Below are 26,299 nucleotides of genomic sequence, written 5' to 3' on the forward strand. Positions count from 1 at the left end.
CGTCGTTGCGCGGCGTTGAAAATTGCTCCTGGCGCTTTTTTCTTTGCGGCCAGTTCCCCGTCAGCCTCACGCCCTTTAGAGTGCTGCAGCGCAATCGCGCAGGTATGAGGGGGATGGCAGGCGCATGACCGTTTGGGTCGTATCGATTCTGTTTGTACTGACCTACCTGGGCATGGCCGCAGGGGGCATCCGTGGCCTGCGCGTCGATCGCAGCTGGATTGCCGGCTGCGCGGCGTTGTTGCTGCTGGTCAGTGGTGCGCAGACACCCAGCGAGGCAGCCAGCCATTTGGATGCCGGCGCGCTGTTGCTGCTGTTGGCGCTGATGCTGATCAGTGCGCAGTTCGACTTCTCTGGTGTGTACGCCTGGCTTAACCAGCAACTCAGCCACTATGCCGAGCAGTCGGTGCTGTTGCTGCTGGGGGTGGTCCTGTTGGGCGGTGTGCTGTCGGCGTTGCTGGTCAATGACATCGTCGCCTTCGCTCTGACTCCGCTGCTGTGCCACAGCCTGCTGGCCCGTGGCCTCGACCCGCGGCCGTTTCTCCTGGCATTGGCGCTGTCGTGCAATGCCGGCTCCAGCGCCAGCCTGATCGGTAATCCGCAGAACATCCTGATTGGCCAGGCTGGTGGCCTGGATTTCTGGTCCTACACCTGGATTGCCGGCCCGCCGGCACTGGCGGCGTTAGCCATCACCTATGCGGTGATCTGGCTGCAGTGGCGCAAACGCTGGGGTACGGCCAAACCGGCGGTGCAGGCGGAAACCCCGGTGCAGCACATTTGTGGCGTGCGCAGTTACCTGAAACCGCTGCTGGCCAGCCTGGTGCTGCTCGGGCTGTTTTCCACCAGCATGCCGCGGGAGATTTCCGCCCTGTTGATTGCGGTACTGGTGATGCTGTCGCGGCGGGTGGACAGCCGCGACTATGTGCAGAAGGTTGACTGGAACCTGTTGCTGCTGTTTGCCGGGTTGTTCGTGGTGACGGGCGCGGCGATGAGCCTGCCGCAGGTCGTCGGTTTGGCCGGCAATCTGGCCGATTTGGGCCTGTTACCCCATGGGGTGATCACCCTGGCGAGCTTGTCGCTGCTGGCCGGCAACCTGATTGGCAATGTGCCCTACGTGATGTTGCTGTTGGGCGTGTTGCCGGAGGCCGGCGAGGCCTTGCTGGTGGGTTTGGCGATCATGTCGACGCTGGCCGGCAACCTACTGCTGATTGGCAGCGTGGTGAATCTGATCGTCGCCGAAAGCGCGCGGCGTCAGGGCGTGCCGCTGAGTTTTGTCGACTTTGCCCGCAGCGGCGTGCCGGTAACCCTGCTGAGCATGGGGCTGGCTGGGGTGTGGCTGGTCCTAGGCGGCTGGCTGCCCTGGTAGATGAGATATGGCCGTTGCGTGTAACTGGTAGGTTGGTGCTGAGCGCAGCGAAGTCCAACGTGTACCGGCATACCCTGTTGGGCTTCGTCGCGTTGCTCCTCAACCCAACCTACGTTCGCCGTGTCATCGCGTTGCCAGCCTACGACCAGCGGGCTTTGCGCCAGGCCTGCTGCTGTTCCGCCGTCTGAAAGGTCCAGGCAACAAAGCGGCTCTGCTTCTGCCCCTGAGCCATCTCCACAGTCTGCACCTGTAGCGCGCCGGCCTTTTTTAGCGCGCTGTATACGCCCGGCAGGTTACCGGCCTTGGAAATCAGGCTGCTGAACCACAGTACCTGCTGGCCAATCTCGGCGCTTTCCTTAACCAGTTGGCTGGCAAACGCCGCTTCACCGCCCTTGCACCACAGCTCTGCCGCCTGACCGCCGAAGTTCAGCACTGGCAGTTTGCGTTTGGGGTCGAGCTTGCCGAGGTTGCGCCATTTGCGTTTGCTGCCGCTGCTGGCTTCTTCCGCACTGGCGTGGAAGGGCGGGTTGCACAGCGTCAGGTCGAAGCGCTCATCGGGGTGCAGCAAGCCCTGAAAGATATGCGCGCTGTCGCGCTGCTGGCGCAACTCAATTGCCTCGCTCAAACCCGGATTGGCCTGCACGATGGTCTTGGCTGAGGCGATAGCGCTGGCGGCGATGTCCGAGCCGAGAAACTGCCAGGCATATTCGCGGTGACCCAGTAGCGGGTAGATGCAGTTGGCGCCGACGCCAATATCCAGTGCACGCACCCTGGCCCCGCGTGGAATCTCGCCGCCATTGCTGGCGGCCAGCAGGTCGGCCAGGTAATGCAGGTAATCGGCACGCCCCGGAATCGGCGGGCACAGGTAATCCGTCGGAATATCCCAATGCGCGATGCCATAGAACTGCTTGAGCAGCGCGCGGTTGAACACCTTGACCGCTGCCGGGTTGGCGAAGTCGATGCTCTCCTTGCCATAGGGGTTGATGATCACGAAGGCCGCCAGCTCCGGGCTGGCCTTGATCAGCGCGGGAAAGTCATAACGGCCCTGGTGGCGATTGCGTGGGTGCAACTGGCCCTTGCTCGCATCGGCCGGGCTGGCCACAGGTTTACTGGGCGCAGTGCGCGGTGTGGCAGGTTTACGGCTGGGACGTTTCGGCGGCAAGGACATGGCAGACGAATCTAAGGCTTGGGGCGCGGGATTTTCCCACAGCTGGGCGCAGGTTGCTTGCTGACTGGAGGTAAACGCTGAATGCCGGTGCTAGTGGGCAATATTGAGCAGCATGGCCAGGTAGTCGAAGAACACGCAGTACAAGGCAATGGGTAGCGGCAGGCCGAGCAGGGTGCCGAGCAGGTAGATGCGAAAGCGCACGCCAGATAAGGCTAGCGCGTAGTTCAACGCCGGCACGGTCTGAAACAGCATGCGCAGACTGATGATGCTGGCCAGTGGGTGGCGATCAAGGCCGTTTAACAGACGTTGCGCCAGCGGGTTGTCCAGCTCACGCAGGGCGTTTCCGCCCAGATAGCGAATGGCGATGTAGGTGGCGGTGCAGGACACGCAGGCCGCGATATAGGTGACGACGCCGCCATATACCCGTCCCAGGGCCAGCACCGCAGCGGCGAGAAATACCCAGCCGGGAATCTGGATCAGATTGCCCAGAGCAAATAGCAGGGTAAACAACAGCAGGCCGACGACCGGGTGCATCAGGAGCAGCGCCTGCAAGGCGTCGAGGTTGAACTGCGCGCGTATGCCCAGGGTTTCGAACAGCACGAACAGGCCCAGCAGGAACAGGATGACCAGCAGCAGGCGGGAGGAACTGCGCATGGCGGCCTCGTGGCTTCAGGGGTAGCCGAGTACGGCTTTTATCTGCGCCAGGTTTGCGGCAATCCACTGCGGATTGATCGCGCCCCAGTCACGAATTTCATAGTGCCCGGCGTTATTACGCTCACCGCTTTGTTGGGCAAAGGCGCAATCGATATCCAGCTCGGCCAGGGCGTTCAAGGTGTCCTGGGCGGTGCGCCGGGGCATGCCGGTAGCGTCTATCAACGCGGGCACGTTGGTGGCGGTGCCGCTGTCGATCAGCCAGGCCACGTACAGGCGGCGGTAGAAGCTGCTGCGGGTTTTGCTGACGTCCATAGAGGCTCCTGTGCCTTGGTTTGGGTTTCAAGCTACATGGCAAAGAGCGCGATATAGCTCAGGGCGCCGGCGATATAACCGGCAAAGGCCAGGCCGCTGATGTACTTCAGGTACCAGATAAAGTTGATCTTTTCCATGCCCATGGCGGCCACGCCGGCTGCCGAGCCGATGATCAGGCAGCTACCGCCGGTGCCTGCGCAGTAGGCGAGCATTTCCCAGAAGTGGCCGTTGACCACGAAATTGCTTAACCAGCCGCTTTCGTTGCTCGCTACGGCCAGGGCTTCAGGGCTGACCAGCGGGTACATTTTCATCGCGCCGGCAACCATCGGCACGTTATCCACCACGGCGGAGAGCAGGCCGATGGACATGGCGATGGTGTAGACATTGCCCAGGCTGTCTTTCAGGTAGGTGGCGACGTCGATCAAATGACCGGCAGTCGACAGGCTGGACACCGCCAGCAGGATGCCGAGGAAGAACAGCACACTGGTGACGTCGATGCGGCGCAGTACACCGACCACCGAGAGGGGGTCCTTGTCTTCGCTGTTCTTGCTGCGGTGGATGATTTCGGTGGTAACCCAGAGTACGCCGAGGCCGAACAGGATGCCCATATACGGCGGCAGGTGGGTGATGGTCTTGAACACCGGCACGAAGATCAACGCACCGAGGCCCAGCACGAATACCAGGTTGCGCTCGAATGGCGTGGTCGGGTCACGACGGCTTTCGCGGCTTTGCTTGAGCTTGGGCGGGGTAATTTCGCCCTTGAGCACGAAGCTCATGATGGTCAGCGGCACCAGCAGGCAGATCAGGCTGGGGATGATCAGCTTGACCACGATGCCACTGGCGGTGATCTGGTTGCCGATCCACAGCATGGTGGTGGTCACGTCGCCTATTGGCGACCAAGCCCCGCCGGCGTTGGCGGCGATCACCACGATGCCGGCGTAGAACCAGCGTTCTTTCTGATCATCAATCAGTTTGCGCAGCAGCGAGATCATCACGATGGTGGTGGCCAGGTTATCCAGCGCCGCCGACAGGAAAAAGGTAATCACGCCCACCAGCCACAGCAGGTGCACACGCTTGTTGGTGCGAATACGGTCGGTGATGACCTTGAAACCTTCATGGGCATCGATCAGCTCGACGATGGTCATGGCACCCATGAGGAAGAACAGGATTTCGGAGATTTCACCCAGATGATGGCGCAGCTCTTCGGTGACGTGATGGTCATTACCACTGGCGCCGGCGGTAGCGGCGCCGATCAACGGCAGGATGCTGTCGGCACCCAGTACCAGCAGGGTCCAGCAGATCACTGCGGTAAGGATGGCTGACGCGGCTTTATCGATTTTCAGCGGGTGTTCGAGGGCGATGCACAGGTAACCGAGGACAAAGATCAATGCCATCAACGCATACATGGTCAGAATTCCATTTGCAGGGCTTTTTTATTGAATTAGAGGTGCCGGAGGCTTTTGATGCGTCGACGAAGATGCCTGAAATACTCGGAAATTGGGAGGGTATTTATCGCCAGCGAGCCTGCCTGCGACTTGCGCAGGTGTTTTCTGACTGATTGGTTAGCGCTGACGCGCCCGAACTGCGCGGGGTACGCAGTCGCGGGCGGGTTTTGGCTCAGGCCTGCGACAGGTCGTCGCGTTCGGCGTGGGCAGGCATCACAGCCTGTGGCGGGAAGATAAAGGCCAGGGTGATTGCCAGCAGTGGCATCAGCAGGTTGAAGAAGCAGTACGGCAGGTAACTCAGGGTCGCCACGCCAAGCGTCGCAGCCATATAAGCGCCGCAGGTGTTCCATGGCACCAGTACCGAGGTCAGGGTGCCGCCGTCTTCCAGGGCGCGCGACAGGTTGACCGGTGCCAGCCCGCGTTTTTCATACTCGGCGCGGTACATGCGGCCCGGCAGGACCAGGGCGATGTACTGGTCGGAGGTGATGATATTGGTGCCGATGGTGGTGGCAATGGTGCTGGCGATCAGGCTGCTGGTGCTTTTTGCCAGGTGCAGGGTGCTTTGCAGCAGGCCGAGTTTTTCCAGCACGCCGCCAAAGCACATGGCGCAGATGATCAGCCACACGGTGGTGAGCATGCTGGCCATGCCGCCTTTGGACAGCAGACCGTCCAGCGCGGGGTTGCCGCTGTTTGACTCGTAGCCGGCAAACAATGCGCTCCACACAGTTTTCAGCGGTGCCAGACTGCCGGCGGCTGGATCGGCCAGGCGGGCCATTACCTCGGGCTGAAAGACCACGGCAAAGATGCCGCCGAGCAGCGCGGCGACAAACACCGCCGGAAAGGCCGCCCACTGGCGCACGGCGAGAAACAGCAGCAGCGCCACCGGCAGCAACAGGTGCCAGCCCAGGCTGAACTGAGCTTCCAGCGCCGTCAGCACCTCGGCGATGCGTGCGGTGTCATGGCTGGCACTGGCCTGCTGGCCGAGGATAAAGAACAGCACCAGGGCAATCAGCAGGGCCGGCACCGTGGTGCGCAGCATCAGGCGAATGTGCGCAAACAGATCCGCTCCGGCTGCAGCGGGTGCCAGGTTGGTGGTGTCTGACAGCGGAGAGAGTTTGTCGCCAAAGTAGGCGCCGGAAATGATCGCCCCGGCGGTAATCGCCGGGTCCAGGCCCAGGCCGGCGGCCACACCCATCAGGCCGATGCCCAGGGTGCCGGCAACCGTCCAGGAGCTGCCGATGGAAAGCGCGGTGAGGGCGCAGATCAGGCAACTGGTAACGTAGAAGTACTCTGCTGAGATCAGCTTGAGGCCGAGCCAGATCATGGTCGGCACGGTGCCGGCGAGAATCCAGGTGCCGATCAGGGCGCCGACTGCCAGCAGAATCAGGTTGGCCTTCATCGCCATATGGATGCCGGCGAGGATGCCTTCTTCGATCTGCGCCCACTGCAGGCCGTTCTTCAGACCGACCAGGCCGGCGACAAAGGCCGCACACATCAGTGCGATCTGGTTCGGCCCGCTGGAGGAGCTGTCGCCATACAGGTAAACGGAGAGACCCAGCAACACCACCAGCACGCCAATCGGCAGCAGGGCATCAAGCAGGGAAGGGGAGCGCGTATCAGTCATGGGTGTACCGGTAAATCAGGTGAGCCGTGGGAGGGGCTTTAGCCGCGACTTTTCTGTTAAAGCTCGCGGCGAAGCCCCTCCTACAAAAAAACGAAACCCGCGCCGATTAGGGCGCGGGCTGCGGGTGTTGCCAGTGGATCAGAGTGCGGCGATCTTGCCGCGCTGCTCAACCATCTTGCTCAGGGCTTGCTCGGCTTCGGCCAGTTTGGCGCGCTCTTTATCGAGCACTTCGGCCGGGGCCTTGGCGACGAAGCCTTCATTGCTCAGCTTGCCGCCGACGCGCTTGACCTCGCCGTCGAGACGGGCGATCTCCTTGTCCAGGCGCGCCAGTTCGGCGTCCTTGTCGATCAGCCCGGCCATCGGCACCAGCACCTGCATATCGCCAACCAGAGCGGTAGCGGACATCGGCGCTTCTTCCGAGGCGCTCAGTACGCGTACCGATTCCAGCTTGGCCAGCTTGTTCAGCAGCGGCGCGTTGTCGGCCAGGCGGCGGCGATCTTCGTCACTGGCGTTGGCCAGGATGATGTCGATGCGCTTGGCCATGGATATTTTCATCTCGCCACGGATTTGCCGCAGGCCGAGCATCAGCTGCTTGACCCACTCGATGTCGCCTTCGGCGGCAGCATCGATGCGGCTTTCATTGGCCACTGGCCAGGCCTGCAACATGATGGTGTCACCGCTGACGCCGGCTTGCGCCTTGATGCGCTGCCAGATTTCTTCGGTGATAAAGGGCATAAAAGGGTGGGCCAGACGCAGCGCCACTTCCAGCACACGCACCAGCGTACGGCGGGTGCCGCGCTGACGCTCGACGGGTGCGTTCTCGTCCCACAGCACCGGCTTGACCAGCTCCAGGTACCAGGCGCAGTACTCGTCCCAGATAAACTCGTACAGCGTTTGCGCGGCCAGGTCGAAGCGGAAGGCGTCGAGGTGGCGGGTGACGTCGGCTTCGGTGCGCTGCAGGGCAGAAATGATCCAGCGGTCCACCGAGGACAACTCAGCCGGCTCGCCATTGACGCCGGTGTCCTGGCCGTCGGTGTTTTCCAGTACGAAGTTGGCGGCGTTCCAGATCTTGTTGCAGAAGTTGCGGTAACCCTCGACCCGGCCCATATCGAACTTGATATCGCGACCGGTGGAGGCCAGCGCCAGGTTGGTGAAACGCAGGGCGTCGGTGCCGTAGGCGGCGATGCCTTCGGGGAACTCGGCGCGGGTCTGCTTGGCGATCTTCTCGGCCAGCTTGGGCTGCATCATGCCGCTGGTGCGTTTCTCCAGCAGGGCGTCCAGCTCGATGCCGTCGACGATGTCCAGCGGGTCGAGCACGTTGCCCTTGGACTTGGACATCTTCTGGCCCTGGCCGTCGCGCACCAGACCGTGCACGTACACGGTCTTGAACGGGATCTGCCCGGTCAGGTGGGTGGACAGCATGATCATCCGGGCGACCCAGAAGAAGATGATGTCGAAGCCGGTGACCAGCACGTCGGTAGGGTGGAAGGTCTTGAGGAAGTCGGTCTGCTGCGGCCAGCCGAGGGTGGAGAAGGTCCACAGGCCGGAGCTGAACCAGGTGTCCAGCACGTCTTCGTCCTGGCGCAGGTTGGCATCGCCCAGGTTGTGCTTGGCGCGGACTTCCGCCTCGTCACGGCCGACGTAGACGTTGCCGGCCTCGTCGTACCAGGCTGGAATACGGTGGCCCCACCACAGCTGACGGCTGATGCACCAGTCCTGAATGTCGCGCATCCAGCTGAAGTACATGTTCTCGTACTGCTTGGGCACGAACTGAATTTCGCCGCTCTCGACCACGGCGATGGCTTTTTCGGCCAGCGGCTTGGTGGAGACGTACCACTGGTCGGTCAGCCAGGGCTCGATGACGGTGCCGGAGCGGTCACCCTTCGGCACTTTCAGGGCGTGGTCGTCGATGCTTTGCAGCAGGCCGGCGGCCTCGAAGGCGGCAACGATCTGCTTGCGGGCGACGAAGCGGTCCAGGCCGGCGTATTCGGTCGGCAGGCTGCCGTCGATCTCGCTGTTGACGCTGCCGTCGATGTTGAACACCTGGGCCTTGGCGAGAACCTGGGCATCCTTGTCGAAGATATTCAGCAGCGGCAGGTTGTGGCGCTTGCCGACTTCATAGTCGTTGAAGTCGTGGGCCGGGGTGATCTTCACGCAGCCGGTGCCGAACTCGGGGTCGCAGTAGTCGTCGGCGATGATCGGGATACGGCGGCCCACCAGCGGCAGCTCGACGAAGGTGCCGATCAGGGCTTTATAGCGCTCGTCTTCCGGGTGCACGGCCACGGCGCTGTCGCCGAGCATGGTTTCCGGGCGGGTGGTGGCGACGATCAGGTAGTCCTTGCCGTCGGCGGTCTTGTTGCCGTCGGCCAGTGGGTAGCGCAGGTTCCACAGGTGGCCCTTCTCGTCGTGGTTTTCCACTTCGAGGTCGGAGATGGCGGTGTGGAACTTGGTGTCCCAGTTGACCAGGCGCTTGCCGCGGTAGATCAGGCCGTCCTGGTGCAGGCGCACAAAGGCTTCCTTCACTGCTTCCGAGAGGCCTTCGTCCATGGTGAAGCGCTCGCGCGACCAGTCCACCGAGCTGCCCAGGCGACGGATCTGCCGGGTGATGGTGCCGCCGGACTGCTCCTTCCACTCCCAGACCTTCTCCAGGAACTTCTCGCGGCCCAGGTCGTGGCGGCCGACACCTTCAGCAGCAAGCTGGCGCTCAACCACCATCTGGGTGGCGATGCCCGCATGGTCGGTGCCCGGTTGCCACAGGGTGTTACGGCCCTGCATGCGGCGGAAGCGGATCAGGCAGTCCATGATCGAGTTGTTGAAGCCATGGCCCATGTGCAGGCTGCCGGTGACGTTCGGCGGCGGGATCATAATGCTGTAGGGCTCGCCCGAACCCTGCGGGGCGAAATAGTTGTTCGCTTCCCAGTTCTGATACAGGGCAGTTTCAATGGCGTGCGGCTGGTAGGTCTTGTCCATGCGCGGCGGGACCCTTATGACGGCTAGATGGAAAAGCCGGCAAGTATAGCGGGGATGGCCTGTGTGACGTAAGGGCGCGCGCGGTACGGCTGACTGGTGGGCGTGGTTATGGCCGACGCGGCGGCAGCAAGCGAGTCAGGCGCGCATCCAGGCGGCGTTTCAGCTCGGCCTCGATCTGCGGTACGAAATCGTCGATCACATCCTGCAGGATCAACTGGGCCGCAGCCCGCAGCTCGCTGTCCAGACGGTTCAGTTCGCTGTCGCGGTTGACGCTCTGGCTGACGGTTTCACGCAGGTTTTGCGCAACCGCTGGCTTTGGCGTTGGTGCTATCGCTGCCACGCTGGGTGGTGGTGTAACGATATCCGAAAGCAAGGGGATGCTATCCGGGTCGAGGGAATCGACCAGCAGCGGTGGTTCGAGGTTTTCATCGCCCAGCAGTTGGCGGATCGACTCCAGGTCGTTCAGCAGTTGAGCGGGTTTTTGCGGCGGTTTTGGGGTGTCCATGGTGGCAACTAGCAGGCGGTTGAAAAGCGTAGGCGAGGCAGGCAAGGCAAGGCAAAAGCGGCCGAGGAAGCAGAGTTTACGTGTTGTAAATGAGCATTCCGAGGCCGCTTTTAACGCAGTATTGCCAACGCAGGTAGTTTTTCAACGGCCTGCTAGAGTTCGACTCGTTTGGGATCATACCCGCGCTGCCGGTAGCTGCGGAAATTCTCCCGGCAGGCGGTCAGCAGGCCGGGTTCCTGGTTGACGATTTCAATCACCCGACTGAAGTGCTCGACTTGCGGCGAAAGCGTGTTGCCCAGGTTAATCAGCACGCCCTGCGCGCTGGTAGGCACTTCGTCCAGGCCGATAACTACTGGTGCTTGCGCGTCTTCCTCGTACAGGCTGTGCGGCACAAAGCTTTCCGCTTTAAAGCGCCACAGCAGTTCATCCACCTCGCTGCACTGCGCTACATCGCTGCCGCGCAGAAACACCGGCAGGCCGGCGCGCCAGGCTTTCATCGCCAATTGGCAGGCCGCACGCAGGCGGTCGCCCGGGATAGCGGAAGAAAGGACGTAAAACTCTATTCGGGGCATTGCGATTCCGCGTATGGAAAGGCGTAGCCCGGATGCAGTCCGGGCTACGGGGTGGTCAGGCCTTGGCGCGATCCAGCAGGTATTGGGTCAGCATCGGTACTGGACGACCGGTCGCGCCTTTGTCCTTGCCACCGCTGATCCAGGCAGTGCCGGCGATATCCAGGTGCGCCCAGTTATAGGCCTTGGCAAAGCGCGAGAGGAAGCAGCCAGCGGTGATGGTGCCGGCTTTCGGCCCGCCGATATTGGCGATGTCGGCAAACGGGCTATCCAGCTGCTCCTGGTACTCGTCATACAGCGGCAGCTGCCAGGCGCGGTCGTCGGCGGTCAGGCCAGCGCCGAGGATCTGCTGCACCAGTTCGTCGTTGTTACCCATCAAACCGGACACATTGCTGCCCAGGGCCACGATGCAGGCGCCGGTGAGGGTGGCGATGTCGATCACCGCCTGCGGCTTGAAGCGTTCTGCATACGTCAGGGTGTCGCACAGCACCAGGCGCCCTTCGGCGTCGGTGTTGAGGATTTCCACAGTCTGCCCGCTCATGGTGGTGACGATATCGCCTGGGCGGGTGGCGCCGCCGCTCGGCATGTTCTCGGCACAGGCCAGCAGGCACACCAGGTTGATCGGCAGTTGCAGCTCCAGCACGGCCTTGAGGGTGCCGAATACGCTGGCAGCGCCGCACATGTCGTACTTCATCTCATCCATGCCGGCCGCCGGCTTGATACTGATACCGCCAGTGTCGAAGGTGATGCCTTTGCCGACCAAGGCGTAGGGCTTCTCAGATTTTTTGCCGCCCTGGTACTGCATGACGATCATCCGTGGCGGTTGGTCGCTGCCCTGGGCCACGGCCAGGAAGGCGCCGGCACCGAGTTCCTTGAGTTTTTTCTCATCAAGGATTTCGACTTTCAGATTTTTGTAGGCCTTGCCCAGGTTCTTCGCTTCTTCGGCGAGATAGCTCGGGTGGCAGAGGTTCGGCGGCAGGTTGCCGAGGTCCTTGGTAAAGGCCATGCCGGCGGCAATCGCCTGGGCGTGCGTGCTGGCGCGCTCGGCGTCGGTCAGGCTGGCTTTTTCCGTGAGCAGGGTAAGTTTTTTCAGTGCGCCGGCTTCGGCCTTCTGGCTTTTGAAGCGGTCGAAGCAGTAGCCGGCATCGGCCAGGCTTTCCACTATCAGACGGGTTTTGCCGTAGCTGTCGCGGCCTTTGACTTGCAGCTCGTCGAGCGCCAGCACCGCATCACTGCCGCCGAGATGTTTCAGGCTGCTGTAAACGCTGGTGATCAATTTGCGCAGTTGGCGGTCAGACAATTCGCTGTCTTTACCGGTGCCGACCAGCAGCACGCGATCGGCCTTGAGGTTCGGCAGATTGTGCACCAGTAGGGTCTGGCCGACCTTGCCGGCCAGGTCGCCGCGCTTGAGCAGAGCGCTGATTGCACCTGCGCTGGCGGTGTCGATGGCCTTGGCGATTTCGCCGAGTTTTTTGCCCTCAGCAACAGGGATAACCAGGGTGGCGGTTTTTAGTGTTTCTGGGCGCGCGCTTTTAACAATAAATTCCATTACGTGGTGTCCCCAAGACAAGGCGTCAGTATTGCAGGATAATGCCGGCTATTTTTCGATGGTTCGCCAGTTGGGCGAGCCGGCAAGCAGTGCGGCTAGTTTGATCTTAGCCGCCTGAGCCTGACAACCCTGGAGTGTCTGGTTTGATCGTCTTCCGTTATCTGTCCCGTGAAGTGTTGTTGACCCTGAGCGCCGTGAGCGCGGTGCTGCTGGTCATCATTATGAGTGGTCGCTTTATCCGTTACCTGGCCCAGGCGGCGCAGGGTCTGCTCGACCCTGGAGTGCTGCTGATGATCATGGCGTACCGGGTGCCCGGCTTCTTGCAGCTGATTCTGCCGTTGGCGCTATTTCTCGGCTTTCTCCTGGCCTATGGGCGGATGTACCTGGACAGCGAGATGACTGTGCTCTCGGCCACCGGCATGAGCCAGCAGCGCTTGTTTGCTTACAGCCTGGCTCCGGCGGCCTTGGTGGCCTTGCTGGCTGGCTGGTTGAGCCTGGGCCTGGCTCCGCAAGGCGTTGAGCATGTGGCGCGGATTCTCAATCAGCAGAGCGCCATGACTGAGCTCGATACTCTGGTGCCGGGGCGTTTTCAATCGATGAAAAACGGCTCGCGGGTGACCTATACCGAGGAGTTGTCCGAGGATCGGGGGGAGTTGTCTGGGGTGTTTATCTCCGAGAAGCAGCTGTCCAGCCAGGGTGATAAGGAGCGCGGCATCTCCGTGCTGGTGGCCGAGTCCGGTCGTCAGGAGATCCAGGCGGATGGCAGTCGCTACCTGATTCTGGAAAATGGTTACCGTTATGACGGCAATCCAGGTCAGGCTGATTACCGCGCAATCAAATACGACACGTACGGCGTGCTGCTGCCCAAGCCAGAAGTGGCGGTGGAGGTCACCGATCGCGAGGCGATGCCGACGCGCGAGCTGATTGGTAGCGACAAGCCGCGCATGCAGTCCGAACTGCAGTGGCGTTTGTCGATCCCGGTGCTGGTGTTCGTGGTCACCCTGCTGGCTGTGCCGCTGTCGCGAGTTAATCCACGCCAGGGGCGCTTCCTCAAACTGTTGCCGGCCATTCTGCTTTATATGGCTTACCTGGCATTGCTGATTGGCGCGCGTGGCGCCTTAGATAAAGAGAAAATCCCCGCAGCGCTTGGCTTGTGGTGGGTGCATGGGGTGTTCGTATTGATCGGGCTACTGCTGCTTTATTGGGAGTCGCTGCGTTTGCGCTGGGCGGCCCGTCGTGTGGCACAGGAGGTGGCCCGTGGTTAAGTTGGATCGTTACATCGGTGTGCAGGTATTTGTCGCCATCCTTGCCGTGCTGGGGATCATTGTTGGCCTGGCGCTGCTGTTTGCCTTTATCGACGAGCTGGGCGATGTCCAGGACAACTACAGCCTGCTTGATGCCCTCGGTTATGTACTGCTGACGGCGCCGCGACGTATTTATGAAATGCTGCCAATGGCCGCGCTGATTGGCTGTCTGATCGGCTTGGGCTCGCTGGCCAGTAATAGCGAGCTGACCATCATGCGTGCGGCCGGGGTGTCGATCGGTCGGATTGTCTGGGCAGTGATGAAGCCGATGCTGGTGCTGATGCTGGTCGGTGTGCTGATTGGTGAGTACCTCGCGCCCTATAGTGAAAACCAGGCTCAGGCCAGTCGTGCCATGGCTCAGGGCGGCGGTGAGGCGCAAAGCGCCAAGCGCGGTCTGTGGCATCGCCAAGGGCAGGAATATGTGCATATCAACGCCGTGCAGCCCAATGGCGTGCTGCTGGGCGTTACTCGCTACCGCTTCGATGAACACAAGCGCATGCAGTCATCCAGCTTCGCGCGACGTGCGCAGTACCAGGGCGATCACTGGAAGTTGGAAGATGTTACAACCACGCACTTCCGTGAGCGCAGCAGTGAGGTCATTAAGCAGGGTAGTGAGCGCTGGGATGTTGAATTGACGCCGCAGTTGCTTGGCACCGTGGTGTTGGCGCCGGACGCGCTGTCGATGACCGGTCTGTGGAATTACATCCATTATCTGGCCGAGCAGGGGCTGAATAACAGTCAGTACTGGTTGTCGTTCTGGACCAAGGTGCTGCAGCCGTTGGTAACGGCGGCACTGGTGCTGATGGCGATCTCCTTTATCTTCGGCCCGCTTCGCTCGGTAACCCTGGGGCAGCGCGTATTTACTGGTGTGCTGGTGGGCTTTGTGTTCAAAATCAGCCAGGATCTGCTCGGCCCGTCGAGCCTGGTGTTCGGCTTCTCGCCGTTGCTGGCGGTCTTGATTCCTGCCGGTATCTGCGCGCTGGCCGGCGTCTGGTTGCTACGCCGCGCAGGTTGATTCAGGCGTAAAAAAGCCGGCGTGCACCCAGTGTGTACGCCGGCTTTTTCATGCCTGTTAGTTACTTCTTGTGGATATTCTTCGGCAGCTGAATCACCTGGCTGTCCGAGTAGATGTCATGCCAGCTGCGCTTTTCTTTATCCCAAAGCACCCAGAAAAAGCCCAGGCCCAGCAGTAGCCAGGAACCAATGGCGACCAGAAAGCGCAGCAATGCTTGCCATAGGCTGATCGCTGTACCGTCGCTGTTCTGAATACGTAGGCCCCACACCTGCATGCCCAGGGTCTGGCCGTTGTGCGTCCAGAATTTGGCGAAGAAGCCAAACAGGCTGAGAAACAGCACAGTCGAGAGCAGGGGGTCGCCATCTAATGCGCCTGCGTCGGACATCTGTTTGAGCTGCGCCTCTCCGTAGAAACCCATCAGGATCAACTTGTAGATAAAGGTCACGACGATCAGCAAGGCGATGCACAGCAGAAAGTCATAGAACATCGCGGCGAGGCGGCGGATCAGTCCCGCGCTGGGGAATTCACCCTGCGGGCGCAGTAGGTGTTTCGGCATGGACGGCTCGTTACTCAATCGGCTAGCAGAATGGCGGCAACAATACGGCATTCGTGGGAATGCTCGGCCATAAAAATGACCGGGAGTCATTTTCAACGTCGCGCAGCGACGGGCCAAAGGGTAGCCCGCCATGGATGGCAGAGCATAAAAAATGATCGGGAGTCATTTTTAACGTCGCGTAGCGACGGCCCGAAGGGTGGCCGCCATGGATGGTAGGACATAAAAAACCCCCGATGTTGCCATCAGGGGTTCTTCAAAGCGGCAGGATTACTCCTGGATTTGCACTTCGTCAGCCTGCATGCCTTTCTGGCCTTGCACAGCGATAAAGCTGACTTTTTGGCCTTCTTTCAGGCTCTTGAAGCCGTTGCCTTGGATCGCGCGGAAGTGTACGAACAGATCCGGACCGCTTTCTGGAGTGATAAAACCAAAACCTTTCTCGTCGTTAAACCACTTGACGGTACCGTTCTGACGATTCGACATGGTGTATTTCCTTGAACCTTGAGTTGATGACAGCCGCTACTCGACATGAGGGACTGAATACTGGTTGCAAGGCGGTATGCGACGTCGAGCGGGATGTAGCGGATCTAGATGATCTACTGCATCAGGTCACGATTTTCGGCGACCCATGCAAACACAGTGGGCAAACTCTACGCTAACTTCCTGGCAAATGCCAAGCCCCTGCAGGGCATGCCGTTGCTGGGTTGTAGGTGTTTTGCTTGGCGTCTCGTGTGTGCGCTCTGCGGGCCTGTGGCGCATGGGCAAGGGTTGTGTCTGAGCGTTGTTTTGGCGTGCTGTAGCTTTATTGCGGGCAATAAAAAGGCCTTGAGTCTCAAGGCCTTTCTTCGAGTTTATGGTGCCCGGGGGAGACTCGATTTTCCTTATGGTAGCTGGTTTCTGAGTGCTTTTTATTGGTTGGCATACAGATAGGCATACACGTTGTTGGCTGCTGGGCGTTCTTTAAACTCAGGTTTCCTTGCGAGCTCTGTGGGTCTCGATGTGTAGAGCGAGCGGTGCGCGAGCATTGACGCCGGTTCCTGCGCAATCTGCTTTGCTGCGTTTTGCATAGCTATCAGTTGGCGTAGGGTACTTCGCTTGCCAGCGATAGAAACGTGCGTAAATTGAGGGGCGTCTTCCACCCATGAGTATCTCTCGATGCACTCAGACGCACCTAAAAATTTGCTGGCGATCACCCTTGCAAGAAACGTCAGCGAACCTTCACTGCCTGACTTTACTAGCCCTGTCCCTATCCAGATGATGAGTTTCACCGCCGCTTGCGACCTGCTGTGTCGTTCGCGGAGTGGGCTGTATAAGCTAATGCGAAACGATTTAACTTTCCCGGTGCCGATCAAGGACAGTGATGCACGTACGGCCCGCGCTTTTTTTGTAGCTGCAGAGATTGCAGCTTGGCAAAACGCTCAATTGGCCAGTCGCTCTGCTGCTTCAGAGTGGGTCGAATAGCGTGGAAGAATTTCCATCTACCCTTGATATCCAGCCCATGCCCAGTGTTGGGCGTTGGGCTGCTGAGTTAACACCTGCCTCGTCTATCAAGCCTCGGGCAATCCGCTGGCTTTGGCCGCAGTGGCTAGCAAAAGGGAAACTGACTGTGCTTGCCGGGGCGGGAGGCTCCGGCAAAACAACATTGGCTATTGGCCTTATCGCGACTCTGACCAATGGCCGACATTGGCCGGACGGGACTGGTTGCCACAAGCGCGGCAATGCACTGATCTGGAGTAGTGAGGATGATCCAGCAGATACCTTAATCCCGCGCCTGATTGCAGCAGGTGCTGACCTCACGCGTGTACACATAATCGAAGGACGAATAAATGCTGCTGGGGAGCGAGAGCCATTCGACCCGGCAACAGATTTTGATCTATTACGAGAGGCTGTAGAGCGTATCGGCGGGGCGGCATTACTGATGCTTGACCCACTGGTCAATATGGTGCGCGGCGATATGCACAAGGCAAACGATGTTCGTCGCTCACTGCAGGTGGTGGTCGACTTTGCCGAGACTCACGGCTGTGCCGTGCTGGGAATTACTCATTTCAGCAAAGGTAGCAATACCTCAAACCCTGCGGAGAGGGTCATTGGCAGCCAGGCATTCGGCGCGCTGGCTCGTACGGTACTTGTCGCAGCAAAGTCGTCGGACTCCGACTCTCGGGTGTTGGCTCGCGCCAAGTCGAATATCAGCGACGACCAAGGAGGCGTTGGTTACACGATTGAGACTTGCTTGCTGGATGAGGGTATTGAGACAACGCGTGTGGTCTGGGGGGCGTCCATAGAGGGAAGTGCCGGCGAAATTCTGGCTGAGGTTGAGTGTGCGGGTAGTGAAGATGAATCGGGTGACGATCCGGCGGAGGCTTTACGCCGGATTCTCCGAGACGGGCCAATAGGCGGAAAGCTGGCGAAGCAGTTGATGGCAGAGAATGGATATACCACCAAGCAAACGCGCACTGCTCGTGAGCGTCTCGACGTGGTTGCCTGTCGCGAAGGTTTTGGTAAAGACATGACTACTTATTGGTCTTTGCCATAGAACTAGGGTCACTCAAAGTCGCTATTCATGCCCTGAAAACACATTCATGCCCACGTTAATTGTTGGGCATCAATGGAAAAAATGGGCACGAATGATGAGCCGATACCCGCGAGGTTCTTTGCCAAATATCGGGTAGCTAGATGATAAACTCGCGCCCATTTGGCGCACGTGATGCGCCTGGCGTAGCTCAAAAGGAATTCCCCCGATGTCCGCCCTCTCTGCCCTGCTCAACACCTACCGTGCCGCCTCCGCTTCCGAGCGTGAAAAAGGCACCTACTTCGAAGAGCTGATCTGTACATACCTGCGCAATGAAGCGACCTATCGCGACCTGTACGACAAGGTGTGGACGTATTCGAACTGGGCGAAAGAGCAAGGTGTGGACGGTCGCGACACCGGCATAGACCTGGTGGCGCGAACCCAGGGCACAGGCGAGTACCACGCCATCCAGTGCAAGCTGTACGCCGAGGACTATCGGGTTCAGAAGAAGGACATCGACAGCTTCTTCACTGCCTCGGGCAAAGCTCCGTTCACTCACAGGATCATCGTTGCAACCACCAACAACTGGAGCGAACACGCCGAGGACGCATTGCAGGGGCAACACCAGACGATCAATAAGATCGACCTGCAAGCCTTGGAAGAAAGCCAAATCGACTGGGCCAAGTACCAGCCCCACCAAGCCGTCGCACTCAAGGCCAAGAAAACTCTCAGGGATCACCAGCAGACCGCGCTCAACGCTGTATCGGCTGGCCTGAAGACCGCCGAGCGCGGCAAGCTGATCATGGCCTGCGGTACGGGCAAGACCTTCACCAGTTTGAAGATCGCCGAGCGTCTGGCTGGCAAGGGCAAGCGTGTGCTGTTCCTGGTGCCCAGCCTGTCCCTGCTATCGCAGACTCTCACCGAATGGACGCAGGAAAGCGAAACTCCGCTCCATAGCTTCGCCGTGTGCTCGGACAGCGACGTAGGTAAGAAGCGCAAGACCGATGAGGACACCGTGCAGGTGTTCACCCACGAACTGCGCTACCCAGCCACCACCAAGGCGGATCGCCTCGCCGCCGAAATGCTCAAGCGCCACGATGCCGAGCACATGAGCGTGGTCTTCTCCACCTATCACTCCATCGACGTGATCAGCCGCGCCCAGCACGATTTCGACCTCTCAGCGTTCGACCTGGTGATCTGCGACGAAGCGCACCGCACAACCGGCGCGACCTTTGATGACGATGATGGCGAAAGTACCTTCGTTCGCATCCACGATGCAGACTACGTTCGTGCCACCAAACGCCTGTACATGACCGCAACGCCGCGCATCTATGGTGACGCTGCGAAGGTCAAAGCCGAGTCCGGTGAAGTCACCCTGTGCTCGATGGATGACGAAGCGCTGTACGGCAAGGAGCTGTTTGTCATCAACTTCTCCGAGGCCGTCCAGCGCGGCCTGCTCACCGACTACAAAGTGCTGGTACTCACGGTTGAAGAGAGCGTGATCAATCGCCGCCTCCAAGAACTGCTGAAGGACGAAGACAACCAACTCAAAGTGGACGACGCTGCCAAAATCGTCGGCTGCTGGAAGGCGCTGGCCAAACAGGGACTAGCCGAAAACCTGGTGGGTGATGATCAGCCAATGAAGCGCGCTGTAGCCTTCTGCCAGGTCATCTCGCCCAGCTACAAGGGCACCAAGCACAAGGTCAGCTCCGTCAATATCGCCAGCATGTTCCAATCTGTTGTGGAGGCTTACCAAGAGTCAGAAAACATTGATGAGGCCTCGCGCATCGTCTGTGAGGCAAAACACGTCGATGGCGGCATGAATGCCAGCCAGAAGGAAGCCAAGCTCAACTGGCTGAAGGAAGAAGCTCCGGTCAATACCTGCCGCATTCTCAGTAACGTGCGCTGCCTGTCCGAAGGCGTGGACGTACCGGCGCTGGATGCTGTGCTCTTCCTCACCCCGCGTAACTCCCAGGTGGACGTTGTGCAATCCGTAGGTCGGGTGATGCGCAACGCACCAGGCAAGAAGCGCGGCTATGTCGTGCTACCCGTGGTCATACCGGCCGGTATGGAGCCGCACGAAGCCCTCAACGACAACCAGACCTACAAGGTGGTCTGGCAGGTACTCCAGGCGCTGCGTTCCCACGACGACAGCTTTGACGCCATGGTCAACAAGCTCGATCTGATTGGCTCAGACCCGCGCAAGATGGAAGTCATCGCCATCACTGACAAGGCCGACAAGAAGGCCAAGAAAGCCAGCGGCACCAGCAACGGCAAAGCCGGCAAAGGCAAGTTCGGCATCGGTAGCAATAACCACGATGCTCCTGGCCAGATGACCCAGCAGGCTGACCTGACCTATGAAGTAGGTGAGATAGAAAAAGCCATCTACGCCAAGATCGTCGACAAGTGCGGCAACCGCCACCACTGGGAAGACTGGGCCAACGACATCGCCAAGATTGCCCGCACCCACATCGACCGCATTCAGGGCATTCTAGAAAACCCCGCCAACACCCAAGAAAAGGCCGCGTTCAACGCCTTTGCCGCCGAGCTGCGTGACGATCTCAACGACAGCATCAATGATGGCGAGATTATCGAAATGCTCGCCCAGCACCTGGTAACCAAACCGGTCTTCGATGCGCTGTTCGAAGAGTACAGTTTTGCCAGTCACAACCCCATGTCCAAGGCTATGCAAGCCGTGCTGGACGCGCTTCATGAGCATCACCTGGCCAAGGAAACCGACACCCTGGCGAAGTTTTACTCCAGCGTGCGGCAGCGCGCCTCGGGTATCGACAGTGCTCAGGGCAAACAAAAGATCATTGTCGAGCTATACGACAAGTTCTTCCGCAACGCTTTCCCCAAGATGACCGAGCGCTTGGGCATCGTTTACACCCCAGTTGAGGTGGTGGACTTCATCCTTCACAGCGTCAACCACCTGCTGCAACAGGAGTTCGGCCAGACCTTGGGCAGCAAGGGCGTACACATCATCGACCCGTTTACCGGCACCGGCACCTTCATCACCCGCCTGATCCAGTCAGGTCTGATCAAACCGGAAGAGTTGCCGCACAAGTACAAGCACGAAATCCACGCCAACGAGCTGGTACTGCTGGCTTACTACATTGCAGCTATCAATATCGAAGCGGCCTACCACGGCGAGGTGATCGACGAGTACACCCCGTTCGAAGGTATCTGCCTGACCGACACCTTCCAGATGTATGAAAAGGACGATCTGGTAGATGCCCTGCTGGTGGACAACAGCGCCCGCCGTAAGCGGCAGAAGGCGCTGGATATTCGGGTGATTGTGGGCAATCCGCCATATTCGGCGAAGCAAGAAAGCGTCAATGACAACAATGCGAATCTAGCCTACCCCTCACTAGATTCTCGTATTCGCGATACATATGCGGCTAGGTCTGACGCTACCAACAAAAACGCACTATACGACAGCTATATTCGGGCAATCCGTTGGGCCGCTGATCGAGTAGGTGATTCTGGCATTGTTGGATTTGTAACCAATGCCGGCTTTGTTGAATCCAACACTGCTGATGGCATTCGAAAGTGCCTGACGGAAGAGTTCTCTAGTGGCCTGTCTGGTTAATCCAATAACTCATTCCGAATTACAGCCAGCTTTGCTCGATGCACGGAGCTGATAATCGACTCAGCCGTTTTGCTCCAGCGGAACGGCTTAGCCGAATGTTCGTTATGAGCCTCAATGAAGCGACGTATCGCCGCTCTCAGGTCAGCCACGCTGCTGAAGGCATCACGATAAAGCGCCCGTCTTTCCAGTTGCGCAAACCAGCCCTCCACGGCGTTCAGCCACGAGGCGCTGGTCGGTGTGAAGTGCAGCTTGAAACGGGGATGCTTCTCCAGCCATTCCCTGACGGCAGCGGTCTTGTGAGTCGAGCTGTTGTCCAGAATTACATGCAGGTCCAGCTCGGCGGGGGTGCTGCGGTCGATCTGTCGAAGGAACTCCAAAAACTCCTTGGCCCTGTGCCGCTGGGTGATACGGCCGATGACCTTACCCGTCAGGATGTCAAAGGCTGCGTACAGACTGGCCGTACCGTGGCGCTTATAGTCATGCGTCCGCCGCTCAATCTGCCCGGGCTTGAGCGGCAGCATGGGCTGTGTGCGGTCCAGCGCCTGGATCTGTGTTTTTTCGTCAACAGATAGCACCAGGGCGTTGTCGGGCGGATTCAAATAGAGCCCGACGACATCGACCACTTTGTCTGCAAAGTGCGGGTCGTTACTGATCTTGAAGGTTTTCAACCGGTGCGGCTTGAGGTCGGCAGCAGCCCACACCTGTGCGACCTGCCAGATGCTGACCCCAGCGTACTTGGCCATCAACCGTAGGCTCCAGTGGGTAGCTTCGCGCGGGACTCGCTGGGTCGTCAGCGTCAGGATTTCCTTGATCTTCGCTTCGTTGAGCTTGCGAGGCGCTCCACTGCGCCGCAGGTCACTCAGCCCCTCCAGACCGGTCTCCTGGTAGCGTTTACGCCATTTGAAGACCACTGGCGCAGAGACTTGCAGCTGCTCGCTGATCTCCTTGGGCGTGAGACCGTTGGCCAGCAGCAACAGAATTCTGGCCCGCTGGCCGATGCTCTGAGGCAGCGATCCCATGCGTAACCAGCCTTGCAGCATGTCGGCATCACTGGGACTCAAGAAGAATGGGGCTGCTGGCCGGGCCATATGGGAGCTCAATTCATGACGATAGAGCGCGCAGTATACTGGCCCGGCATTGGATTAACGAATTTTACAGACAGTTCACTAGGGTATTACCACTATACGACGCCCGCAGCGGGTGCCTTTATACCGGAAGTCTTGGCTGAAATGAAGCCTGCAGCGCGGCTATCTGTACTGACGCGCTGCAGGCTCGGGGTGTGGCGGTGCGTCATACGGCTATCGCGTGGTGCTGGTCGTGCTGTGGGCGGTAGCTGGAGCTGTTGCGTGCCGGGGCCTGCAGGAAGCCCAGCATCACGGCCTGACTCTGCAGCCAGGCCTTCTTGTGCTCCATATCGAGAAAGTGCCCGGCGTTGTTGATGATGGCGAACTGGCAGTCGCTCAGGTGCTCCGCAAACAGGCGCACGTCATCCGGCGAGGTGTATTCGTCGTGCTCGCCGTTGATAAACAGCAGCGGGATGTCGATGGCCGCCAGGCAGTCCATCTGGCAGTGGTTGTCCATGTGCACCACCTGGTTGATGTGCGCGTGCATCTGCAGGTACTCGTGACTGTCCAAGCTGCTGATATGGCGATGGTTGTAGCGCTTGAACAGTGAGGGCAGGTATTTGCCGATGGTGCTGTTGACCAGATGACCGACCTTTTCGCCGTCTATGGCATGCAGGTAGGTCATGCCTTTTTCCAGATAGTCGAGCATCGGCGCGTTGAGCAGCGGCGAGAAGGAGGTGATCACCGCCTTTTCGATACGCGCCGGGCGTTGCGCCAGGGCCAGCATGGCTGCGACGCCGCCCCAGGAGAACGACAGCAGGTAGTCGACCTGAAACTGTTCGATCAGCTCGAGCAGGATGGCGGCTTCATCTTCCTTGCTGATGGGCCGGCTATGGCTGTTGTGCGGTTTGGACTGGCCAGCGTAGGGCTGATCGTAAAGCACCACATTGAACTGCGGCTGCAGGTACTTGATGGTTTGCGCAAAGGCGGCGGTGGTGGCCAGCGAACCGTTGATCAGGATGATGGTCTTGCGTGCGCTGGGGTTGGCGTAAAACTCCGTGTGTACCTTGAACGTCCTGTGAATATCGACGACAGCGATGGCTGGCTTCATGTCGTTTCCTCCTGGCGCAAAAATGGGCATGGCAAAACGGCTGGGCCGTTGAACCGGGCTAAGTAGGACAGTCAGGAAAGCGCCTGGACGTGACAGCAAGATGTCAGGCTGGAGGATTTTATAAGTTATTTATTTTCAATCAGTTAGGGCTGAAATAGAGCATCCGTCCACGACCTTTTGGCAGGTGTGGAGCTGCGTCTTTGACCAGGCAGGAACCCATTTCGCGCAGTGCGCAAGTAACCGATGGAACGCTTAGATGGCTTCTTGTGACTGATGAGTCACTAAAAGACCTTATGATTCGATTTAAGCAGCCACGTTCGGGCTGGTGCAAGTGAATATTGGGCTATCGAACAACCGTTTGTCGGTTAGCTAGCTAAGTATGTGACTTGAGTACGAGCAGTCCTAGATGCCGGCGATTTCTGTGGTGCTAAGTGCACGGTACTGTCCTGGGAGTAACTGCGGGTCGAGTTGGATGGCGCCCATGCTCAGGCGGTGCAGGCCGATGACCTTGTTCTGAAAGTGGCCAAACATGCGCTTGACCTGATGGTAACGGCCTTCATGCAGGGTCAGCAGGGCGCTGTGGCTATCGAGAATGACCAGCTCAGCGGGCAGGGTGGTGAGGTCTTCGTAGGCGAAGTACAGGCCGCGGGCGAATACTTCGATGTACTCAGAAGTGATCGGCTGTTCGGTCTCAACCCGATAGACCTTGCCCAGGCGGCTGCGCGGTTCGGTGAGGCGGCGTGACCATTGACCATCGTTGGTGAGCAGCAGCAGGCCGCTGGTATTCAGATCCAGGCGGCCGGCCAGATGCAGCTCGGATTTGTCTGGCTCATCGAGCAAATCCAGCACCGTGCGGTGTTGTTCATGCTCGGTGGCGCTAACTACGCCGATGGGTTTGTGCAGCATGAAATAACGGGCGGGTTTGCCGGCTTGCTTCAGCTCGCTATCCACCTCTATGCGACTGAACTGGCTGACTTCGCGCAGACCATCGCAGACCACTGCACCGTCAACTTGTACGCGGCCGCTGGCCAGCAGTTGGCGGGCGCTTTGGCGATTGAGCTGGGGCAGGTTGCTGAGAAAACGGTCGAGGCGCATGGCTAATCAGCTGCTGGCTGCGTCTCGGGCGGAAAGCCCTGGGCGCAGCGTGGACACAGGCAGCTGCGGTTGCGCTGTTCGGGCGGCAGTTTGGCCAGCTGATCGGCATCGATGGGTACGCTAAAACACCAGCACTCGCTCACTGGCGCGTCGGCGCCAGCCTGGGCGCACTGGTTAAGCTGCCCACAGCAGGGGCAGCGGCTGGTGTCAGCATTCATGCAATTTCTTCACACAGGCGGTTGCGGCCGCCCTGTTTGGCCCGGTACAGGGCGCGGTCGGCGCGGGTGATCAGCTGCTCCAGCGACTCATCGGCATGCAATTGCGCCAGGCCGATGCTGGTGGTGATGCGCAGCTGCGCGCCGTTGAAGCTGATGCTGCTTTGCTCGGTTTGCTGGCGTATTTTCTCGCCCAGCTCGCGGGCCTGCTCGGGGGTGGTGTCCTTGAGCAGCAGGATAAATTCCTCGCCACCCCAGCGGCAGATGATGTCGGACTGACGCAGGGTGCTGCGCAGGTCGCTGGCAAAGCGGCGCAGCACTTCATCACCGGCCATATGGCCATGGCTGTCGTTGAGCTGCTTGAAGTTGTCCAGGTCGAGCATCAGCGCGGACAGCGTGCTTGGGCTGCGCCGGGCTTCCTGCACGGCCTGGTTGGCCAGCAGGTCGAAACCACGGCGGTTGGGCAGTTCGGTGAGCAGGTCGGTGGTGGCCAGGGCGCTGATGCGCCGTTGATAGCGGCGCAGCACCAGGCTGACCAGGCTGATGACAATAGCGGTGACCAGCAAGCAGATCAGCAGGTTGAGGTACAGCGACTTGCGGACGCCGGCGACTGCGTCGTCTTCGTGTTTGTCGACAAACAGGTACCAGTTCAGCTCGGGGATAAAACGCACATTGAGGAAGTGGTCGCGGCCGTGTTCCTGATACTCGAAGTCGCCGCTTTGCGGGTGCGGCAGCTTGGCCTGCAATTCTTCCAGGCCGGGGATTTCACTGAGCGACTGGCCAACCCTCGCGTCCATCGGTCCGCCGCTGGCGCCGGTGAGGACCAACCGGCCATTGGTGTCGACGAAGAACACGCTGCGCTCATAGCGCTGCTGGTAGGTGTCGATCAGTTTGACCACTGCATCCACGGTCAGGCCTACGCCGGTGGCACCGATAAAGCGCTGCTGGTAGTCGAATACCTTGTAGTTGATAAACACGGTCAGGCGGTCGTCGTTGGCCATGTCTACGTCGACATTGATCTCATAGGGCGCCTGCATATCGCGCACGCGGAAATACCAGTCATCGCGCGGCTCGTCTTCTTGCACCTGCTTGAGCACGCCCTTGGCCTGGTAGTAGGTGTGGGTTTTCTCCGAGACGAAGAAGCTGGTGACCGTGGCGTAATGCTCCTGCACCTCGCGCAGGTAGCGGGTGATCTGCTCGGGGTCCTTCTCGCCACACAGCACCCAGTCGCGCACGTAGGTGTCGCGAGACATCATCGAGGAAATCAGGATGGGCCGAACCAGGTCCTTCTGGATTTCCGAGTAGACGTTATCCGAGGTCAGCGGCAGCTCGGTGTTGATGATGCCGGCGCGGATCGAGTCCAGAGCGGTGTAATAACTGGCAAGGGAGGTGGCGAGGAAGCCACAACCGAGCAGAACCAGCAGCAACACAATCAAGGACCATTGGCGGGTCAGCGGGGATGGATGAGGCATGCAAGGCTCTGCTGGTTAAATAATCGCCGCATTGTAGCCTTCGGCACCGGCTCGCGCTGCTGAAACATGGAGCGCTGGCCGTATGGTCTCAGTCATGTGCAAGGGGCTTTAGCCGCGACTGACCGCTAACGTGTTGGCAGCGCATAGGGTGGATGACGCTTTTCTCATCCACCATCAGGCCGCAGTTGGTGGATGGGTGAAGCGTCATCC

21 protein-coding genes and 1 pseudogene are annotated in these 26,299 nt (G+C 59.6%); 5 read left to right on the top strand and 17 right to left on the bottom strand.

Features of this window, described 5'->3' with window-relative positions:
* Nucleotides 1-124: 124 nt before the first annotated feature.
* Nucleotides 125-1,363, top strand: a complete 1,239-nt coding sequence (locus tag BLW24_RS15360; protein ID WP_090383424.1) for an SLC13 family permease — start codon at nucleotides 125-127, stop codon at nucleotides 1,361-1,363.
* Between the two features lie 139 nt (nucleotides 1,364-1,502).
* Here the strand turns inward: BLW24_RS15360 and rlmF are convergent, their stop codons facing one another.
* The 9 genes from rlmF to BLW24_RS15405 all read right to left on the bottom strand — a co-directional run bounded on the left by rlmF (nucleotide 1,503) and on the right by BLW24_RS15405 (nucleotide 12,159).
* Nucleotides 1,503-2,531, bottom strand: coding sequence for a 23S rRNA (adenine(1618)-N(6))-methyltransferase RlmF (rlmF, locus tag BLW24_RS15365; protein ID WP_090383429.1), 1,029 nt, complete (start codon nucleotides 2,529-2,531; stop codon nucleotides 1,503-1,505).
* Nucleotides 2,532-2,621: 90 nt separating this feature from the next.
* A complete protein-coding gene (locus BLW24_RS15370) occupies nucleotides 2,622-3,185 on the bottom strand; it encodes a VTT domain-containing protein (protein ID WP_090383432.1) in 564 nt (187 codons plus the stop codon).
* 15 nt (nucleotides 3,186-3,200) lie between these two features.
* Nucleotides 3,201-3,497, bottom strand: a complete 297-nt coding sequence (locus BLW24_RS15375) for a winged helix-turn-helix domain-containing protein (RefSeq protein ID WP_090383436.1) — start codon at nucleotides 3,495-3,497, stop codon at nucleotides 3,201-3,203.
* Nucleotides 3,498-3,529: 32 nt separating this feature from the next.
* Nucleotides 3,530-4,903, bottom strand: coding sequence for a sodium:proton antiporter NhaD (gene nhaD / locus BLW24_RS15380; RefSeq protein ID WP_090383440.1), 1,374 nt, complete (start codon nucleotides 4,901-4,903; stop codon nucleotides 3,530-3,532).
* 211 nt (nucleotides 4,904-5,114) lie between these two features.
* On the bottom strand, nucleotides 5,115-6,566 hold the full coding sequence (nhaC, locus tag BLW24_RS15385) for a Na+/H+ antiporter NhaC (RefSeq protein ID WP_090383445.1): 1,452 nt from the start codon (nucleotides 6,564-6,566) through the stop codon (nucleotides 5,115-5,117).
* A 138-nt stretch (nucleotides 6,567-6,704) separates the two neighbouring features.
* A complete protein-coding gene (locus BLW24_RS15390) occupies nucleotides 6,705-9,536 on the bottom strand; it encodes a valine--tRNA ligase (RefSeq protein ID WP_090383451.1) in 2,832 nt (943 codons plus the stop codon).
* A 106-nt stretch (nucleotides 9,537-9,642) separates the two neighbouring features.
* Entirely contained in the window at nucleotides 9,643-10,041 is a 399-nt protein-coding gene (locus BLW24_RS15395) for a DNA polymerase III subunit chi (protein ID WP_090383455.1), read from the bottom strand.
* A gap of 152 nt (nucleotides 10,042-10,193) precedes the next feature.
* Entirely contained in the window at nucleotides 10,194-10,613 is a 420-nt protein-coding gene (locus tag BLW24_RS15400) for a DNA polymerase III subunit chi (protein WP_090383459.1), read from the bottom strand.
* A 55-nt stretch (nucleotides 10,614-10,668) separates the two neighbouring features.
* Nucleotides 10,669-12,159, bottom strand: a complete 1,491-nt coding sequence (locus BLW24_RS15405; protein WP_090383463.1) for a leucyl aminopeptidase — start codon at nucleotides 12,157-12,159, stop codon at nucleotides 10,669-10,671.
* A 143-nt stretch (nucleotides 12,160-12,302) separates the two neighbouring features.
* On the opposite strand from BLW24_RS15405, the gene lptF reads away from it, so the two are divergent.
* The gene (gene lptF / locus BLW24_RS15410) at nucleotides 12,303-13,424 is read left to right on the top strand and encodes an LPS export ABC transporter permease LptF (RefSeq protein ID WP_090383466.1); all 1,122 of its coding nucleotides are present in this window, start codon (nucleotides 12,303-12,305) and stop codon (nucleotides 13,422-13,424) included.
* Nucleotides 13,417-14,478: an LPS export ABC transporter permease LptG gene (lptG, locus tag BLW24_RS15415; RefSeq protein ID WP_090383472.1), complete on the top strand. Its 1,062-nt coding sequence runs from the start codon at nucleotides 13,417-13,419 to the stop codon at nucleotides 14,476-14,478. Before lptF ends, lptG begins: the two co-directional genes overlap by 8 nt.
* A gap of 61 nt (nucleotides 14,479-14,539) precedes the next feature.
* On the opposite strand, the gene BLW24_RS15420 is transcribed toward lptG, so the two are convergent.
* The 3 genes from BLW24_RS15420 to BLW24_RS26005 all read right to left on the bottom strand — a co-directional run bounded on the left by BLW24_RS15420 (nucleotide 14,540) and on the right by BLW24_RS26005 (nucleotide 16,299).
* Nucleotides 14,540-15,034 (bottom strand): RDD family protein, encoded by a 495-nt coding sequence (locus BLW24_RS15420; RefSeq protein ID WP_090383476.1) that lies wholly within the window; start codon nucleotides 15,032-15,034, stop codon nucleotides 14,540-14,542.
* Nucleotides 15,035-15,301: 267 nt separating this feature from the next.
* A complete protein-coding gene (locus BLW24_RS15425) occupies nucleotides 15,302-15,514 on the bottom strand; it encodes a cold-shock protein (protein WP_090248782.1) in 213 nt (70 codons plus the stop codon).
* 425 nt (nucleotides 15,515-15,939) lie between these two features.
* Nucleotides 15,940-16,299 (bottom strand): hypothetical protein, encoded by a 360-nt coding sequence (locus tag BLW24_RS26005; RefSeq protein ID WP_167360385.1) that lies wholly within the window; start codon nucleotides 16,297-16,299, stop codon nucleotides 15,940-15,942.
* A gap of 194 nt (nucleotides 16,300-16,493) precedes the next feature.
* On the opposite strand from BLW24_RS26005, the gene BLW24_RS15435 reads away from it, so the two are divergent.
* Nucleotides 16,494-17,564, top strand: coding sequence for an AAA family ATPase (locus BLW24_RS15435; RefSeq protein ID WP_244161169.1), 1,071 nt, complete (start codon nucleotides 16,494-16,496; stop codon nucleotides 17,562-17,564).
* 205 nt (nucleotides 17,565-17,769) lie between these two features.
* Nucleotides 17,770-21,117: pseudogene (locus BLW24_RS15440) on the top strand (DEAD/DEAH box helicase); the annotation flags it as partial.
* A gap of 11 nt (nucleotides 21,118-21,128) precedes the next feature.
* On the opposite strand, the gene BLW24_RS15445 reads toward BLW24_RS15440, so the two are convergent.
* The 5 genes from BLW24_RS15445 to BLW24_RS15465 form a co-directional block, all read right to left on the bottom strand.
* A complete protein-coding gene (locus BLW24_RS15445) occupies nucleotides 21,129-22,220 on the bottom strand; it encodes an IS630 family transposase (RefSeq protein ID WP_090375546.1) in 1,092 nt (363 codons plus the stop codon).
* A 202-nt stretch (nucleotides 22,221-22,422) separates the two neighbouring features.
* Complete coding sequence (locus tag BLW24_RS15450; RefSeq protein ID WP_090383488.1) at nucleotides 22,423-23,307, bottom strand: alpha/beta fold hydrolase; 885 nt, start codon at nucleotides 23,305-23,307, stop codon at nucleotides 22,423-22,425.
* 402 nt (nucleotides 23,308-23,709) lie between these two features.
* On the bottom strand, nucleotides 23,710-24,402 hold the full coding sequence (locus BLW24_RS15455) for a pseudouridine synthase (protein WP_090383495.1): 693 nt from the start codon (nucleotides 24,400-24,402) through the stop codon (nucleotides 23,710-23,712).
* Nucleotides 24,403-24,404: 2 nt separating this feature from the next.
* The gene (locus BLW24_RS15460) at nucleotides 24,405-24,620 is read right to left on the bottom strand and encodes a cysteine-rich CWC family protein (RefSeq protein ID WP_090383500.1); all 216 of its coding nucleotides are present in this window, start codon (nucleotides 24,618-24,620) and stop codon (nucleotides 24,405-24,407) included.
* A complete protein-coding gene (locus tag BLW24_RS15465; RefSeq protein ID WP_090383506.1) occupies nucleotides 24,617-26,089 on the bottom strand; it encodes a sensor domain-containing diguanylate cyclase in 1,473 nt (490 codons plus the stop codon). Before BLW24_RS15465 ends, BLW24_RS15460 begins: the two co-directional genes overlap by 4 nt.
* Nucleotides 26,090-26,299: the final 210 nt, after the last annotated feature.

Source organism: Pseudomonas anguilliseptica (assembly GCF_900105355.1).
In the GTDB taxonomy this organism is placed as follows: domain Bacteria; phylum Pseudomonadota; class Gammaproteobacteria; order Pseudomonadales; family Pseudomonadaceae; genus Aquipseudomonas; species Aquipseudomonas anguilliseptica.

Bases quoted from the DNA above. Each gene is read 5' to 3' on its own strand.
- BLW24_RS15445 (WP_090375546.1), bottom strand. From the start codon at position 22,220: ATGGCCCGGCCAGCAGCCCCATTCTTCTTGAGTCCCAGTGATGCCGAC.
- BLW24_RS15400 (WP_090383459.1), bottom strand. From the start codon at position 10,613: ATGCCCCGAATAGAGTTTTACGTCCTTTCTTCCGCTATCCCGGGCGAC.
- BLW24_RS15375 (WP_090383436.1), bottom strand. From the start codon at position 3,497: ATGGACGTCAGCAAAACCCGCAGCAGCTTCTACCGCCGCCTGTACGTG.
- BLW24_RS15390 (WP_090383451.1), bottom strand. From the start codon at position 9,536: ATGGACAAGACCTACCAGCCGCACGCCATTGAAACTGCCCTGTATCAG.
- rlmF (WP_090383429.1), bottom strand. From the start codon at position 2,531: ATGTCCTTGCCGCCGAAACGTCCCAGCCGTAAACCTGCCACACCGCGC.
- BLW24_RS15450 (WP_090383488.1), bottom strand. From the start codon at position 23,307: ATGAAGCCAGCCATCGCTGTCGTCGATATTCACAGGACGTTCAAGGTA.
- BLW24_RS15420 (WP_090383476.1), bottom strand. From the start codon at position 15,034: ATGCCGAAACACCTACTGCGCCCGCAGGGTGAATTCCCCAGCGCGGGA.
- BLW24_RS15460 (WP_090383500.1), bottom strand. From the start codon at position 24,620: ATGAATGCTGACACCAGCCGCTGCCCCTGCTGTGGGCAGCTTAACCAG.
- nhaD (WP_090383440.1), bottom strand. From the start codon at position 4,903: ATGTATGCGTTGATGGCATTGATCTTTGTCCTCGGTTACCTGTGCATC.
- BLW24_RS15370 (WP_090383432.1), bottom strand. From the start codon at position 3,185: ATGCGCAGTTCCTCCCGCCTGCTGCTGGTCATCCTGTTCCTGCTGGGC.
- BLW24_RS15455 (WP_090383495.1), bottom strand. From the start codon at position 24,402: ATGCGCCTCGACCGTTTTCTCAGCAACCTGCCCCAGCTCAATCGCCAA.
- BLW24_RS15425 (WP_090248782.1), bottom strand. From the start codon at position 15,514: ATGTCGAATCGTCAGAACGGTACCGTCAAGTGGTTTAACGACGAGAAA.
- BLW24_RS15360 (WP_090383424.1), top strand. From the start codon at position 125: ATGACCGTTTGGGTCGTATCGATTCTGTTTGTACTGACCTACCTGGGC.
- nhaC (WP_090383445.1), bottom strand. From the start codon at position 6,566: ATGACTGATACGCGCTCCCCTTCCCTGCTTGATGCCCTGCTGCCGATT.
- BLW24_RS15395 (WP_090383455.1), bottom strand. From the start codon at position 10,041: ATGGACACCCCAAAACCGCCGCAAAAACCCGCTCAACTGCTGAACGAC.
- BLW24_RS15465 (WP_090383506.1), bottom strand. From the start codon at position 26,089: ATGCCTCATCCATCCCCGCTGACCCGCCAATGGTCCTTGATTGTGTTG.
- BLW24_RS15405 (WP_090383463.1), bottom strand. From the start codon at position 12,159: ATGGAATTTATTGTTAAAAGCGCGCGCCCAGAAACACTAAAAACCGCC.